Source organism: Sphingobacterium sp. Ag1 (assembly GCF_000988325.1).
Classification (GTDB): domain Bacteria; phylum Bacteroidota; class Bacteroidia; order Sphingobacteriales; family Sphingobacteriaceae; genus Sphingobacterium.
The window spans coordinates 219,336-235,608 of sequence record NZ_LBGU01000041.1 but is presented as its reverse complement, the minus strand read 5'-3'; the positions used below and the strand labels follow the sequence as shown (position 1 = coordinate 235,608).

General features: G+C 40.2%; 10 protein-coding genes. 4 read left to right on the top strand and 6 right to left on the bottom strand.

The features are described 5' to 3' along the window. Window positions 1-126: 126 nt before the first annotated feature. From AAW12_RS15840 to AAW12_RS15825, 4 genes are all read right to left on the bottom strand, one after another. Window positions 127-1,539: a c-type cytochrome domain-containing protein gene (locus AAW12_RS15840; protein ID WP_231585282.1), complete on the bottom strand. Its 1,413-nt coding sequence runs from the start codon at window positions 1,537-1,539 to the stop codon at window positions 127-129. Continuing rightward, entirely contained in the window at window positions 1,536-2,408 is an 873-nt protein-coding gene (locus AAW12_RS15835; RefSeq protein ID WP_046674608.1) for a sugar phosphate isomerase/epimerase family protein, read from the bottom strand. The genes AAW12_RS15840 and AAW12_RS15835 overlap by 4 nt, the downstream gene beginning before the upstream one ends. A 4-nt stretch (window positions 2,409-2,412) precedes the next feature. Then, window positions 2,413-3,912: a DUF1501 domain-containing protein gene (locus AAW12_RS15830; protein WP_046674607.1), complete on the bottom strand. Its 1,500-nt coding sequence runs from the start codon at window positions 3,910-3,912 to the stop codon at window positions 2,413-2,415. Window positions 3,913-4,086: 174 nt separating this feature from the next. Further along, entirely contained in the window at window positions 4,087-6,843 is a 2,757-nt protein-coding gene (locus AAW12_RS15825) for a DUF1553 domain-containing protein (RefSeq protein ID WP_046674606.1), read from the bottom strand. A gap of 515 nt (window positions 6,844-7,358) precedes the next feature. Between AAW12_RS15825 and AAW12_RS15820 the strand changes: the two genes are divergently transcribed. Next, a complete protein-coding gene (locus tag AAW12_RS15820; RefSeq protein WP_046674605.1) occupies window positions 7,359-9,596 on the top strand; it encodes a glycosyl hydrolase family 95 catalytic domain-containing protein in 2,238 nt (745 codons plus the stop codon). A gap of 248 nt (window positions 9,597-9,844) precedes the next feature. Continuing rightward, window positions 9,845-12,256 (top strand): TonB-dependent siderophore receptor, encoded by a 2,412-nt coding sequence (locus AAW12_RS15815; protein WP_046674604.1) that lies wholly within the window; start codon window positions 9,845-9,847, stop codon window positions 12,254-12,256. Between the two features lie 66 nt (window positions 12,257-12,322). Here the strand turns inward: AAW12_RS15815 and AAW12_RS15810 are convergent, their stop codons facing one another. After that, window positions 12,323-12,958, bottom strand: a complete 636-nt coding sequence (locus AAW12_RS15810; protein ID WP_046674603.1) for an NAD(P)H-dependent oxidoreductase — start codon at window positions 12,956-12,958, stop codon at window positions 12,323-12,325. Window positions 12,959-13,292: 334 nt separating this feature from the next. Here AAW12_RS15810 and map point away from each other — a divergent pair, with 334 nt between their 5' ends. Next, window positions 13,293-14,054: a type I methionyl aminopeptidase gene (gene map, locus AAW12_RS15805; RefSeq protein WP_046674602.1), complete on the top strand. Its 762-nt coding sequence runs from the start codon at window positions 13,293-13,295 to the stop codon at window positions 14,052-14,054. Window positions 14,055-14,614: 560 nt separating this feature from the next. After that, window positions 14,615-15,466 (top strand): helix-turn-helix domain-containing protein, encoded by an 852-nt coding sequence (locus AAW12_RS15800; protein ID WP_046674601.1) that lies wholly within the window; start codon window positions 14,615-14,617, stop codon window positions 15,464-15,466. Between the two features lie 85 nt (window positions 15,467-15,551). Here AAW12_RS15800 and AAW12_RS15795 read toward each other — a convergent pair whose 3' ends face one another. Next, the gene (locus AAW12_RS15795; protein WP_046674600.1) at window positions 15,552-16,106 is read right to left on the bottom strand and encodes a cysteine hydrolase family protein; all 555 of its coding nucleotides are present in this window, start codon (window positions 16,104-16,106) and stop codon (window positions 15,552-15,554) included. Window positions 16,107-16,273: the final 167 nt, after the last annotated feature.

The window sequence follows — 16,273 nt, the reverse complement described above, 5'->3', positions numbered from 1 at the left end:
CTGCTAAAAAATCCTGTTTATTTTCCTTAAATTACTTGTCCATGTCGCCCCAATTGTTAAATTGTACAAGAGCATTCTATTTGGATCGCGGATTTCCAGCGTATAGCCATCAATTCCAACAACAGCTCAAAACCTGATTGTATCGGTTTCAATAAAAGGCAAACTATAATTACCGGTATCTGCCTTAATCTTAGCGTTCAGCTGCTTTATCGTAGCGACTTCCTGATTTGCGGTTTTATAGAGATAGACGTTTTTTAAATTCGGAAGGTCGTTCAGTTTTGACAGACCTTTTGAGGTAACTTTTGTTCCCGTCAGATTTAAATACGTTAATTTTGACAGACCTTTCAACTGGCTCAATCCGGCATCGGAAATTTCTGTATTTTCCAGATGTAGGCGGGAAAGACTCGGCATTGCCGAAAATGTTGAGAAAGCAAGATCTGTAACAGCTGTATTTCCTAATTTCAGCTGTACAATATTATCCTTAATACTTAATAATTCCTGTAGGTCCTTATCATTAAATTGAGGATAATTAATGGCATTAACCAACACAAAGTTATTATCTTTTGCAACTTGGATGATCTTAATACCCTTAGCCTGCCAAGCATCGATTTTATCTTTTGGCAAAGCTGGCGCTGCAGGTAAATCTGCATATAATACCGATGGAGTGTCTTTTTCCCCTGTTTCCAATTTTTTCAACAAATGAGCGATTTCCTCCGTTTGTGGTATTTCACGCACTTTTTTATCAAAATTGGCTCCTTGATCTATCCACCAGGCAATCAGTCTGATCTGATCAGGAGTTATCGGCGTACGACCTTTAGGTGGCATTCGCTTCTTATGTCCCTCAGGTAATACCAACCTGGCATATAATTCACTCTTTTTCGAATCGCTTGCATGCAGTACTGTGTCATTCTCTCCTCCTTTTAACAAATTCTCTTTTGTATCCAATGCCAGCCCCCCTTCCTGCTTTTTTTGCCCATGGCAACTTTGACAACGCTGTTTAAGAATAGGTTGAATAATTCCATTATAGGCTTCTGCTTCCTGTGCATTTTGAACGATAAGAACCTCCTCTTTGTCTTCTTCCGTTTTAAACAGCTTTTTTAGTGCCACTGGCATAGCTTCCACAAAGTAGCCCTTTCCATGCGTCAATGTTCCACCATAGTGTCCAGTGACCCCAATCATGATTACTACGAGAAAAAAAAACCAAAAGCGAAATGCAGCAGAAGATTCTTTACGATAGAGAAACCACAATAATAAGCTGCTCAAGGCCACGACAATTCCTAACCACTTGTGATAGCTCAGTACATCCTCCTCATAACCTCCATTTCGTGAAAGCAGATAACCCGATAAAGCAGCCACTATGGCGGCTATAGTCCCTAGGAATAAGGAGAGCTTAATAGCAGGCAAATACATAGCTCCGCCTTTAAACTGCGCAATAATTGCCATAACAAAAGCCAACAACAATATGCCGATCGGTAGGTGGACCAAAAGAGGATGAAATCGTCCCGAAAAGCCCAATAATTCATCAAAGAAAACCATCATTCTTTATATCTGTCTTTGAGTAAATGCAACATATAGACATTGATTGACCACTGATCGGCCACCGGTTGTTGTGTAAATGGCAATGTGGGTAAATAACCCGCTGGGCCAAACTCGGTTGTTATGGTTAATAACTTCATCCCGTTATCCTTGTGTTTAGCAACAACTTTATCCCACCAGACCAAATGTTGTGCAACAATACTCTTCCATTCAGGAGCGGCGGGGTCGTTGACTTGTGGTCCTTCGGGATGCCCAATGCGTGCATGAATGTGCTCAGTTCTGGACAGTGCCTTTGTTACGGCCTCGGTCTGATCAGAAAGCATTGATTCGTGTACATTGCACCAATGTGAAATATCCAATGCAAGTTGTAACGTCGGAATCTTCTCTAAATATTCTTTTGTTACATGGGCTGCAAAACTAAATCTTCCGCGGTGTGTCTCATGATAAACGGGGATACGGTACCTATTTTTAGCTGCATCAGCAAGCTCAATCAATGTTTTGTTCTGTTCAAACGAGTAATAATCTTTACCTGTATGGCAATTAATATAATCGGGTTTCAGCTGTGCTGCTTCATCCAAATTACGCTTAAAACTTTCTTTATATTCCTCATAAGTTCCACCAGATCCCCCTGAAAGTAACCCTAAACTCAACCCATGTTTATGTAATGCATCGATCATCTCTTTGCGCTCTTTGGGACTACCAGGTAACCAGGATTCAACACCATCGTAACCTGCATTTTTCACACGGAGACAGAACGTATCCCAGGAATCATTATTTCCCCAATTGGTGCAATAATATTTAATGTGCAACTGCTGGGCAGTCATGGATAGAAAACTGCTCATAAATAAAATTAATACTAGAAATTGTTTCATTTTTTTAAATTATAGCTTGAATTAGTTCACCCTCCACATCTGTCAATCGGAATGGTCTTCCCTGAAAATCGTATGTAAATTTCTCATGATCAAAACCCAAAAGATGAAGCATGGTCGCATGGACATCGTGTACAGAACTACGCCCTTCTACCCCCGCGAACCCGATATCGTCGGTTTGGCCGTAACTTATACCATTACGAACTCCGCCGCCTGCCATCCAGATGGTATAGGCATCGGTATGATGATCACGTCCCAGGAATGGCATGTCGCTGTTGTCCCTATTTTCTTGCATCGGTGTGCGCCCAAATTCCCCGCCCCACACCACCAGTGTTTCTTCCAGCAAACCACGTTGTTTTAGATCCATAATCAATGCGGTCATTGGTCGATCAATCTCTCGGCATTTATTTCTAAAACCGAGATCAATCGAATCTGCTGGATTAGTACCGTGACTGTCCCAGCCCCAATCAAATAACTGAACGAATCTCACCCCTTGTTCTACGAGTTTCCGAGCCAATAGGCAATTATTGGCGAACGATTCCTTACCAGGCTCTGTTCCGTACAATTCGTGAATATAAGCCGGTTCATTATTGATGTCCATCACTTCAGGTACGGCTACCTGCATTTTATAAGCCATCTCATATTGTGCGATCCGCGACAAGGTTTCGGGGTCTTTAAAGGTATCATACTCTGTTTTGTTGACATTATTTATGGCATCAATCAAATCACGCTTCATACCCCTTCCCATTCCTTCAGGATCGGCAATGTACAATACGGGATCACCCTTTGAACGACATTGAACGCCTTGGTATACCGATGGTAAAAATCCACTTCCCCAGACACTTTTACCAGCATCAGGCGTTTTACCTCCCGATGTTAACACAACAAAACCGGGTAAATTGCTATTTTCAGATCCCAGACCATAAGTTACCCATGAACCAATGCTAGGGCGACCGAGACGGGCACTTCCTGTATGCATAAACAATTGGGCCGGGCCGTGATTGAACTGATCGGTATGCACAGCCTTCAGAAAACTCACTTCATCAACGACTTTACTAAAATGAGGCAAATGATCTGATACCCAAGCCCCACTTGCTCCATACTGTTTAAAAGTAGCCTGTGGTCCCAGCATTTTTGGAATCCCGCGAATAAAAGCAAATTTCTTTCCTGCAAGCAAGGACTCCGGACAAGGTTGATTATGTAATTTCTGCAAGGCAGGCTTGTAATCAAATAACTCCAATTGTGATGGAGCGCCAGCCATATGCAGGTAAATCACACTTTTAGCCTTACCTGGGAAATGAGGTGGCTTGGGCACAAGTGGATTGAGTGCATTCAGATCCAACTTTTCTGCTGATTTCGACTGTCCCCATCCATTACAACTCGTTAACAAACTCCCCAAAGCAATACCGCCAATACCGGCCACACAATCTTTTAGAAAATGTCTTCTGGTGACAGCCTGCAATTCAAATTGTTGCGCTTCTTTTATTAGCTTATTTAGGTCTTTCATCTGACTATCATTACGTATGAACGGGCTGTGTCTCTAAAATTTTAGTGCGCAGCTTTAGCTCATTTCGGTTTATATTCTTACTATTTTATAGGTCTAACCTTCTCAATAAAAGACTTCGTTTTCATACGATAGTCCTTATTCAGAAGTTTCGGTCCATATTTATCATTTCAATATTTATGATTTCGTTAAAAATTCGTCCAAATTCAACACTGCATTCGCAACAAGCATGTAGGCAGCTTTTGAAGGCAGGACCTTTACATTGCTTTTTGCTAAATCTTCATTCAAAAATTTTGCTGCCGAATCAGGCTTTTTGCTGAAATCAACCAATGCCTTTTGATAAAGATGTTCCAGCTCTTTGAGTTTCTTTTCATCGGCATCCTTCAACATGGCACGTCTATAACCGACACGAATACCATTTCTAAGGTTTCCATTTCCCTCTTTCTCCATAATAGCCCCCAGATGTTTAGCCGCTTCGAGATAAACAGGATCATTTAATGTGGCAAGCGCTTGCAGCGGTGTATTGGTGCGAATACGGTCGACCAAACAAACCTCCCTACTAGAAGCATCAAAAGAAACAAAAGACGGATAAGGACTCGTACGCTTTAAAAACGTATAGATGCCCCTTCGGTATTGATCTTCTCCAGCACTTTTCACCCAGGACTCACCGCTATATACAGTCATCCATACCCCATCAGGTTGGTAGGGCATTATACTTGGTCCATACATTTTGTTGCTGAGCAATCCACTTACAGCTAAAGCTTGGTCACGAATCTGCTCGGCAGATAATCTAAACCGAGGTCCCCTTGCCAAATAATAATTCTGTGGATCCTTCTCAAAATTGGAATTGTTCAAGCTAGAGGACTGCTTATACGTTCCGGATAATACAATCTCGCGGATCAGTTTTTTAACGCTCCACTTTTTGGTATTCATGAGATCCAGGGCAAGGTAATCCAATAACTCTCGGTGAATCGGCGGAACGCTCTGTGTACCCATATCGCCCAATGGTTCAACTAGTCCCCGACCAAATAGTTGAGCCCATACGCGATTAACTAAGGTTCGCGCTGTCAAGGGGTTTTCCTTGCTGACAATCCACTGCGCAAACCCCAGACGGTTGCGCGGAGCGCCTTTCGGGAAACTATTCAGTGAAGCCGGAACTGTAGGCTGTACTTCCGCCCCCAGAGACAGACGGTTACCACGTATAAATACATTTGTTTTACGATGCATGTCTTTGGGATTTTCAATCATGATTGGCACACCTTCGGGTTGCATGTTGACCAACTGGAGAAAAGTCTTTTGAAAATTCATATTATCCAGTGACTTTTCATGTGGAAAGTTCTCACGAAATGCAAACCATTCAATCATGCAGATCGGCTGCCCATGCGCCACAGATGGATTTTTGAAAACCAGATATAAGTCATGTACACCGCGAGTCGGGAGTATGGGAGACTGAATAACCTGTCTTCCATTTGTACTCGGCAAATCAATAACGGCGAGAATTGGTCCTGTAGGTTTATCCACGTGAATTTCTAATTTTCCACCTAACGCGCCTGTCCAGAAATTCATAAAAAATTGCTGTTTATTATCCAAGTTTATTGCCCTTAACCGAGCCGATCCTCCAGTTCTAACCCCCAACCATTTCGTATCATAAAGCGCACCATCTACTATTTGATCGCTGTAATGCGCATGTATTTTGGGTTCAAGAGTGTGAAGGAATAGATCTGTTGATTTTACCAAGCTTGCATTTCCTGTCGTCGACAACCACCTTTTTATACTGTCAATTCGCTTTTCATCTTGTGCCGTATAAAAACGAAGTTTAGGATGGTCACCTTGGGTGTCTTCATCTCTGGTGTTGTTAAAAAAAGCTAACGATTTATAATACTCTTCAAATTTAAAGGGATCATAAGTATGACTATGGCATTGCACGCATTCGAAGGTTGTACTCAACCATACTTGATAGGTTGTATTTAAGCGATCCAAAACCGCAGCCATCCGAAATTCCTCACTATCGGTCCCCCCTTCATCATTATTCATGGTATTGCGATGGAAGGCGGTTGCGATAAGTTGATCCTTGGTTGGCTCCGGGAGCAAATCCCCAGCGAGCTGTTCAATCGTAAATTCATCATAAGGCATATCCTTGTTCAAGGCCTTAATGACCCAATCCCGATAGGACCATATCGTGCGCGAACCATCCTTCTCGTAACCCTTCGTATCTGCATATCGCGCCATATCCAACCACCAACTCGCCCACTTTTCGCCATATTTCTGCGACGCTAGCAAACTATCTACACGCAAGGTATAAGCATCATCACGCTGATCTGCTTCAAAGGCTTGAATTTCTGCCAACGTGGGTGGAATACCAATCAGATCTAAATACACTCTCCGTAGCAACAGTGCTTTATCGGCCTCATCAGCAAAGGATAATTTCTTCTCTTTCATTTTATCCAAAACAAAAAAATCAATCGTATTATTCACCCCTTTAGGTTTGACACCAAATATACCGAGCAATGAAAAAGGTTTAGGTACCTCAGTCTCCTTGGGCGTTGTATATGCCCAATGCTCTCCCCATTTGGCACCTTCATCAATCCATCTTTTGAGTATATCAATTTCATCATCGTTCAGTTTAGGGGCATTGTAAGGCATACGCAATTCAGGGTCATCGGAAATCAGTCTCTTCACCAATTCACTATGTTCGCCATCGCCACGAATAATTGCTGGTTTGCCAGACTCGGCTTTGGCGAAGGCCTCATTTTCAAAAAGAAAACTCAGTCCGCCATTTTTTTTAACCCCACCATGGCATGTGATACAATGTTTATTCAATATCGGTTTAACATCAGCGCTAAAATCAATTGGCTCTTTCTTTCCAAAGGTCAAAATGCTCGTACCAATAAGCACAAGCGCCAATAATGTTAGCACCACAATCTTTTTTCTCATAGCATTGGGATATATCTACTCTATAATATTTTAGGTTTATGCACTACAACGAAATAAATAATGATTGTTTTTTTCGTTAAGTGGAGCCGAAACTATCCGATAAATGTGCTAGTTTCGAGTAGGATAAAATTAGATAACAACACTGGATTATACTAAAACTGGATTAACAGAAACATAAACAATATTACCCTTTGCTCTTGCAAGATTTTCTGGATACTATATTCCCACTTGCTCAAAAGATTGATTTAAAACAGCATGATGTACTTTTTTCGGTTAAACTGCAGACCCTAAAAACGGTACTTTTATACCATATTCTTTTGTCTCAAAAAGTATAACAATTTCGATACGAACTCACTTTTTTGATTTCATACACTGTATACATCTCAATTAAATTTGCTTAAACGTGATTCCAGGATCAGGGCCATCGCTTTGCTAAAATAGTATGCAAAAAAGTAACAATAGTGTCAGTACCTCCCCATCCAGAGTTTTAAATTTACAAGCTAACCCTTTCAATTATGAAATATCTTTATTTAATACTATGCTGTTCGTTTACCCTGTTCTCTTTCGGGCAACCAACACCTGACAACAACCTCCATTTCGATCACTTGGCTTCGCGATGGGATGAAGCCATTCCCTTGGGAAATGGTCAATTGGGTGCACTGATCTGGAAAAAAGACAATACGATTCGATTTTCACTTGATCGCGCAGATCTATGGGACGAAAGAAAGGCCTTTGCAATAGAAAACCACAATTTCAATTGGGTCCAACAACAAATAAAAAACAACAGCTACGGCATTGTACAACAGTGGGGAGACGCTCCTTATGACAGATCCCCCTATCCCACCAAGCTTCCAGCAGCGTCGCTGTTCTTTGACTTGGCGAAATTTGGCACTGTCGTTTCAAACGTACTTGATCTGGAACAGGCCACCAATATTCTTAGATTTAAAGATGGTAGGATATTAAAAACCTTCATACATGCCTATAAACAATTTGGCTATTTTGAAATCACAGGAAACAATGTTAGTGACCTTTTACCTCAATTAATTCCACATCAATATGAAAATAACGCAAACAAAGACGAAAACAAAAGCGTTGTCGAAGGTCAAGATTTAGCAAGATTAGGGTATAAGCAAGGAAATATAATCCGCACCAGCAACTATGAAGTGCTGCACCAAAAAACGTATGATGATCATTTTTTTGAAGTTGTATTGAGGTGGGAAAAAATATCAGCTAAAAAGCTGATTGGTTATTGGACAATCGTCAATGATCAAAAGGCAAGCCCTTCTGCACTTTCTCTCAAAAAATACACCGAAGAAAAAGCAAGCCATTTGCAGTGGTGGTCAAACTATTGGTCCAAATCAAGTATAACCATTCCTGATAAAAATCTTGAAAAACAATATTATCTTGATATGTATAAACTCGGTGCTGTCGCAAGAGAAGGTGCTCCAGCAATTACGCTTCAGGCCGTGTGGACGGCGGATAATGGTGGTCTTCCTCCTTGGAAAGGCGACTTTCACAATGACCTTAATACACAATTAAGCTACTGGCCAGCCTATTCGGGAAATAGATTGGCCGAAGCCAAAAGCTATACGGATTGGCTCTGGAAGATCCGCAAAAAAAACAAGGACTTTACAAAGCAATATTTTGGTGTCGATGGGCTGAATGTACCCGGTGTCCTCACATTAAATGGAGACCCTATGGGTGGATGGATTCAGTATTCTCTTTCTCCTACTATTGGTGCATGGGCGGCCCAGCATTTTTATTGGCAATGGAAATATAGCATGGATAAAACCTTTCTAAAAGAACAAGCCTATCCCTATATCATGGAATCTGCAACTTACCTTAAAAATATAACCACACTAAAAAATGAACGCCGTTACCTGCCCTTGAGCAGCAGTCCCGAATACAACGACAATAGTGTATCAGCATGGTTTGACAATTGGACTAATTTCGATCTTAGTTTAGCGCATTTTCTTTTCCAAGCTGCTACAGAGGTGAGTACAGCAATGGGCAAACCGCAAGAAGCAGAGAATTGGTTAAAATGCAAGGCGCAACTACCTCACTATGCGACCGATGAAACTGGGCTACAAGTTGCTGTAAATCTTCCAATGAAACATTCCCACCGTCATATGTCTCCCTATATGGCAATTTATCCATTGGATTTATTAGACATCAATAATCCGCAGGAAAAAGAGCTCATTGAGAGCTCCCTAAATCACATTGAAAAACTGGGTACACGAGCGTGGGTTGGTTATTCCTTTGCATGGATGGCTTGTTTACACGCGCGCGCTAAACAAGGAAAGGAAGCCGTAACCAATCTTCGAAAATTTGCGCAGAACTTTTGTTCCTCGAATTCCTTTCATTTGAATGGCGACCAAAAAGGCGGGCAATTTTCAGACTTTACGTATCGACCATTTACCTTAGAAGGTAACTTTGCATTTGCACAAGGAATACACGAATTGCTCATTCAGAGCAAAAATAACTATGTAGAAGTTTTTCCGGCTTTACCTGCTGAATGGGCAACAGCATCTTTCAAAAATTTGAGAACGATGGGTGGATTTATCGTAAGCGCTGAAAAAAAAGAAGATAAAATTGTTCTGCTGAAAATAACTGCTACCGAAGACGGTACCTTTCGAATTTTTGAACCCAAGGCACTCATGCACATCAGCACTAGGAAGCTCATACAGAGAGATAACACCATACAATATGTGAAATTAAAAAAGGGACAAACAGTCAACTTATGTAGCCTATAAAAACAATGGATTTGCCTTACCAAATTAAAAAAACACATTACACAGTACCGATACAATCAATTTAAGTCAACTGATAGCGTGCAAACAATGCAAAGAGCCCAAATCATCCAAAGCGATAATTTGGGCTCTTTGCATTGTTACATTACATTATTTAGAATGATTATAAAAAATAATAGATAATCCTTTGAAAAATGCAATAGGACCAATAACTTTACCTCTGTTTATAATTAATCTAAATAAAATATTCAATGAATCGCATCATCATCTACCTTATGTTGCTTGTACCAGGAGCTCTACTTGCGCAAGCACAGCACAAAGCAGAAATACTGGGTAAAATCCTTTCGTCCGACGGAAAGCCCATTGAAGGGATAACCGTCAGACTACAACCGCAAAACATAACAACTTCTACACGATCTAATGGTTCATATCAATTTAAATCACTTAAGCCGGGTCAGGCAAAATTAGCCATCTCAGCCATAGGTATTCAACCACATGAGCAGGAAGTCGAAATTACGGATGGTAAAAATAGGGTTCCTGATATTTACTTAATTGAAAATCAATCGACACTGCAAGAGATCGTTATTAATGGTAAAGGAAATAACAAATTCACACGGAAACAGAGTTTATATGTTTCCAAAATGCCACTGAAAAATATGGAGAACGCACAGTCGTATGCTGTCGTTACCAAAGAGTTGCTAAAAAGTCAGGTGAATACAAATTATGATGATGCATTAGCCAACGTTTCAGGAATTGATAAGCTTTGGTCGGCGACTGGACGGCCCGGAGACGGTGTTAGTTACTACACGTTGCGCGGTTTTAGTACGCAGGCTGCCATGATTAATGGTGTAGTCGGTATTTCCAGTACAAGTCCAGACCCTGCGAATCTCGAAACAATTGAAGTGATTAAAGGGCCCTCTGGTTCATTATATGGCGGTGCGGCTGTTGGTTTCGGTGGATTAATCAATAATATCACGAAAAAACCTTTAGATACCGTGGGCGGTCGGGTAAATTATATTTTTGGAAGTTTCGCACAACATCGCCTTACGGCAGATATATATGGCCCATTAACAGCAGATAAAAAATTGCTCGGACGAATCAATACAGCATTATCCCATACAGGTACCTATCAAGACGCAGGATTTAATAAGTCGGTGTTTATTACACCTTCACTAACCTATAAACCAAACGAGAAACTGGATATCCAACTCGATGTTGAACTTTACCAAAACAAGGCTACTAATCCACTGATGGTTTTTCTCAATCGTTCACGTCAATTATTTGCCAGAACCCCCGAGACACTCCAATTCGATTTTGATAAGTCCTATACTGCTAACGACGTCACATTCAAAAACCCAACCACCAACCTCCGCGGAAATGTAGTGTACCGGTTTAATGAGCGGTGGACGTCCAATACCACTGTAAACTGGAACAACCGGAAGGCCGATGGCTACTTTCAATATGTGATGTACCTACAAAACAGCAATGACACACTTATTAACAGATATGCTGGTAAACAAAATTATGCTGCAAAAAATATCAATGCTCAACAGAACTTTATTGGTGATTTTCATATCGGTGAGCTTCGCAATAGACTACTTGTCGGTCTGGATTATTTATACCAGCAAACAGAAACACATAATTCGCCCTATGTCCTTGTAGACCAGATCAACACAGCAATAGATGATCCAGATTACTATAAATTTAATGCAGGAACCATTGACGCAGCCATAAGCGCTTCAACGGCAGCCAAAACGAACAATAGAGGTCGAAATCAAGTATTGGGAGCCTATGTTTCAAATGTATTGGATCTCACATCGCAGCTACATCTAAACCTAGCGTTGCGTATGGATTATTTTGATAATAAAGGAACCTACAACTTCGATAAAGACACAACGACTGGGACTTACCATCAGACTGCTTTCTCACCCCGTTTTGGCTTGGTTTATGAAGCTGTAAAAGGTCAGGTATCACTATTCGCCAATTATCAAAATGGGTTTAAAAATGTATCTCCAGTTGTACAGCCACATCCCAGCATCTCGGGAGACTTCAAGCCCCAACAAGCCAAACAATGGGAAGCCGGAGTCAAATTAGACCTTTTAAACAACAAATTAGGCCTGACAGCAAGTTACTATGACATTTCAGTAGATAATATGCTTCGTCCTGACATAGTCACCATTGACGGACAAACCTATAATATTAGTGTACAGGACGGCACGCGCTTGAGCCGGGGAGTTGACTTTGATGTAACATTGGCCCCTATTCAAGGTCTAAACCTCGTTATGAGCTATAGTTATAACAATAGTAAGATGACTAAAGCAGACAAGAATGTCAACAACCTACGTCCGACAGAAGCTGGGCCTAAACATCTTTCCAACATCTGGGCAAACTATAGCTTACAGCAAGGAAAACTAAAAGGACTAGGATTTGGTATCGGCATGAATTATGCAAGTGAAAATGTAATTACCAATAGTGTTGCAACTGGCACATTTACCCTTCCGTCTTACACACTCCTGAACGCGAGTCTATCTTATGGATTTAAACATTTTGAATTCGCCTTCAAAGCAAACAATTTAGGAAATCAAACTTATTTCAAAGGATGGACAACGGTAAACCCGCAAATGCCTAGAAATGTACTTGGAAGTGTTGCCTATCAATTTTAAAAATATTTTCTATAAAAAAAGCGTTTCGACAATGGTGGAAACGCTTTTTTTAACGTGAACTACAATTTATGCGAGCTCAATCAAAAATTCCTCTTTTGGAAGTCTAAATTTTTTCAGCTTCAACAACCAATCTTGTTCTTCCATCCGATAACCCAACGGAAGCATAACCGCACTCTTCAATCCTAGCTTATCTAAACCAAGTAATTCATCCAATTCGGCATTTGAAAAACCCTCCATAGGCGTTGCATCAACGCCTAGTTCTGCTGCCTGTGCAATTGCCAAACCAAAAGCAATATAAGCTTGCTTCGCCGCATGTGCCGCTTGTTGTTCTTCTGTAAAACTTGCTAATTGGCCTTTCAGCCTATTTTTATACTCGTCAGTGGTGTCTAAAGGTAAACCTCTCAAGGTATTCATCTTGTCGAAGGTTTTATCAATGCGTTCGTCGGTGTATCTATCCCATCCTGCAAACACCAATAGATGTGAACTATCAGCCACTATTTGTTGCCCCCAAGCCACAGGCACAATTTTTTCTTTTAATTCCTGATTCGTAATCACAATTACACGGAACTGTTGAAGTCCAGAAGAGCTAGGTGCCATCCGTGCTGCCTCCAAAATCTTATCCAAGTCTTCCTGAGCGACCTTTTTTGTGGGGTCGTATTTTTTTGTGGCATAACGCCATTCTAGGGTATCCAATAAAGCCATTTTGTTCTAGTTTAAATGATCAATAGCAACTTTATAAAGTTATGTAAAGATACATAAAAAAATAAATGTCTAAACATCAAAATCAAGAACTAAGGCAATAAAATTAGGACAAAACAGATTGTTATTTAGCACTTGCTACTAAACTTTTAAGGCTAAAATACTGTACATTTACTTCTAATCGCAAACAAATGCCTATTTTATTCAATTTTATTAGGACCTTTGTATTAGTTTGCATCGGGTATAACAAAATGACCTTGAACCATTTGTTCTCGGTGGTAATACCTTAACAAAATAGAAAACAGGGCTTACGTGCTCCACAATAAAAACATCAGCAATGTCTATAACGAATGAAACTGAGCTAACAGGCATACAAAAAGCGAGCGATGCTGTTGCCATCACCTTAAAAGCTATGATAGAACATGCTCAAGTGGGCATGTCCACGAAGGAGCTTGACGAATATGGAGCCGAAATATTAAAAAGCATGGGTGCAAAATCTGCTCCCGCTCTCACTTATGGTTTCCCAGGTTACACGTGTATCAGTATAAACAACGAATTTTGCCACGGAATACCTACGGCGGAAAGGATATTGCAAGAAGGCGATTTGATCAATATCGATGTATCTGCCGAATTAGATGGATATTGGGCTGATAATGGTTGTTCCTTTGTTATAGGAAAGGACATCTTTGAACACGAAAAATTGGTCAATGCATCGAAAGAAATTCTTCAAAAGGCAATCAATAATATTCGTGGTGGTGTGAAAATAGCGGATATTGGGCATCTAATCGAAACTGAGGCGAAAAAAAGAGGGTATAAAGTCATCAAGAACCTTGGCGGACATGGTGTAGGAAAAAGTCTGCACGAGGAGCCCGACGAACTGCTTAACTATAAAAACCGCTTCGACCAACGAAGATTTCGAAAAAATACCGTTGTTGCTATTGAAACCTTTATTTCAACGACCTCCACATACGCAACCGAACTCAACGATGGCTGGACAATGGTTGGTGACAAGGGTGGATTCATGGCACAACACGAACATACGATTCTCGTTACCGATGGCTATCCCGTTATATTAACTGCACAGAATGCAATTTACTAGCCCGTAATAAGAAAATCCTTATAGATCTTTTCGAACAAGTTATTGAAAGCTATCGAAAAGACCTATTTTCTTTAAATAAGACTCCAAACTTGTGGTATAGTGCATCAACCCTTTACATCAGGATAGAGGTTGTTAAAAAAATTAAGGGGCCTCTCATAACGAGAAAACCCCCAAATAATATATTTTTATGGCTAAATAATCTTTGTCAAACCCAAAGATTAATCTCACTGGATAACTGACTACAGCAGTAAAAATAGCTTATTCTTCTCAGCAAAAAAGTGATGAAAATCATTTTTCATAAAAATTTTATTCTCCTATTCAAAATTCAGCTTCACTCGTCTTCACATGCCCCTCAACTATTGTCTTTTAACTGTTTTGAAAACTATTTTGAAAAACACCAAACATTAGAAAACCTCTGTTCCAAACTCTTCGCTTCCAACCCTTACTCCTTGCTCAGCTGCCTGAATAAACATGTGGGATAAAACGCTACGATAATATTTGTATTTAGGCTGGTGTAACTTATAAAGTTTAGTATTTTTGATCGATTAAAGTAATCTAGATTGAGAACAATAAAATTCCATAAGGGAGAATGCGGTGTTGACTTCTTGTTGAATGTCCTCAACGAAATAGAAACGGATTATACACATCAAGAAACTTACCATAAAGACTTTTTTGAAATTCTATTTTTCAAAAAAGCGAAAGGCAGATTGATATTGGGGCAAGAGATCCTCTCCTTGTCCGACAATTCAATTATCTTTATTTCAGCTTTTCAGAAACATACCTGGGAACTGGATCCTGAACACCTTGAGTTTACAACATTGATTTTTCAGGAAGACTTTTTAAATGATTTCTTTTCGGATAAATTATTCACATACAAACTATTATATTTCTACCAGCTTAGTTATGTACCCCAGATTATAGCAGATGACACACATATGTCAAAATTCTTAGGTCTTCTCGCCGAAATTAAACTTGAACTCATGGAAACCCAAGCAGATAGTGTCCATATTATTCGTTCTTTACTTTATTACCTATTGCAAACTTTAAACCGAAAATATGCACGCTTAAATATGCTTCCGAACCAAAAAGCGGAAAATAACTTCGCCTATCAATTCAAAGAGCTTATGGAACAGTTCATTCGGGAGAAACAACGGGTAAACGAATATGCAACACTTATGGGAATAAGTAGGATTACACTAAATCAGGCCGTTAAGGCACAGTTTAATACCACAGCAGCCCACTTACTTCGACAACGGTTACTATTCGAGATTCAGGATCTGCTGATCCACTCTGACCATTCCGTTAATCAAATTGCTTTTGATCTTAACTTTTCAGAACCCAATCATTTAATGCGTTTTTTTAAAACTCAAACTGGAAAAACCATAAGTGCATTTATTCAGGAATTCAAATAAATGTTGAATTATCTATTATACAAATTGTCGCTATGGAAATCGGGCAATGCAGATCGGCCTCCCCATGGCCCGATTTCCCTATAAATCAATAGCGTGCCAAGTACGTCTCGGTATCCTGAACCTGCGCATAAAAGAACGCCAAAGCAGCAAGAAAGGCATGCTGAACATCCAGTGCAGCAACTACGGAACCATTAATCTCAAGATCGCGCGTTGCACAGGCATCAGCAATTACAGTACATGAAAAACCTAAATCGACAGCGGCGCGTACCGTAGCGTCGATACACATATGGGTCATCATGCCTACGACAACAAGTTTCTCGACCTTATTGCTGCGAAGGTAATCCAATAATTCTGTCTCTCTAAAGCTGTTGGGAAAATGTTTACGTATTACTAGCTCGTTTGGCATTGGACTCACGCTTTCATGAATTTCGGCAGCTCTTGTGCCATCAATAAAGAATGGCATTGCTTTTGGATCTGAGGAAATATGTTGGATATGGACCACCGGCAATTTTTCTCGCCTAAATTGGTCGATCACTCTTCTGGCGTTCATCCCTGCCTTTAAGGGATCCACAAGTTCCATTCCGCCATCTTCAAAATACTCGTTTTGAATATCAATGACTATTAATGCGCTATTTCTCATCTATTTTATGAATTAAGTTTAATACAAAATTAAGCTGGATTTAGCGGCGATGACCTACCAATAAATCACCAAATACTACCATTTTGATAAGAGCGATAAGACGGGATGGATAGAAAGTTATGTAATGTTTTACATAATTTCGATCAAAAAATCACCAACAAAAGCTA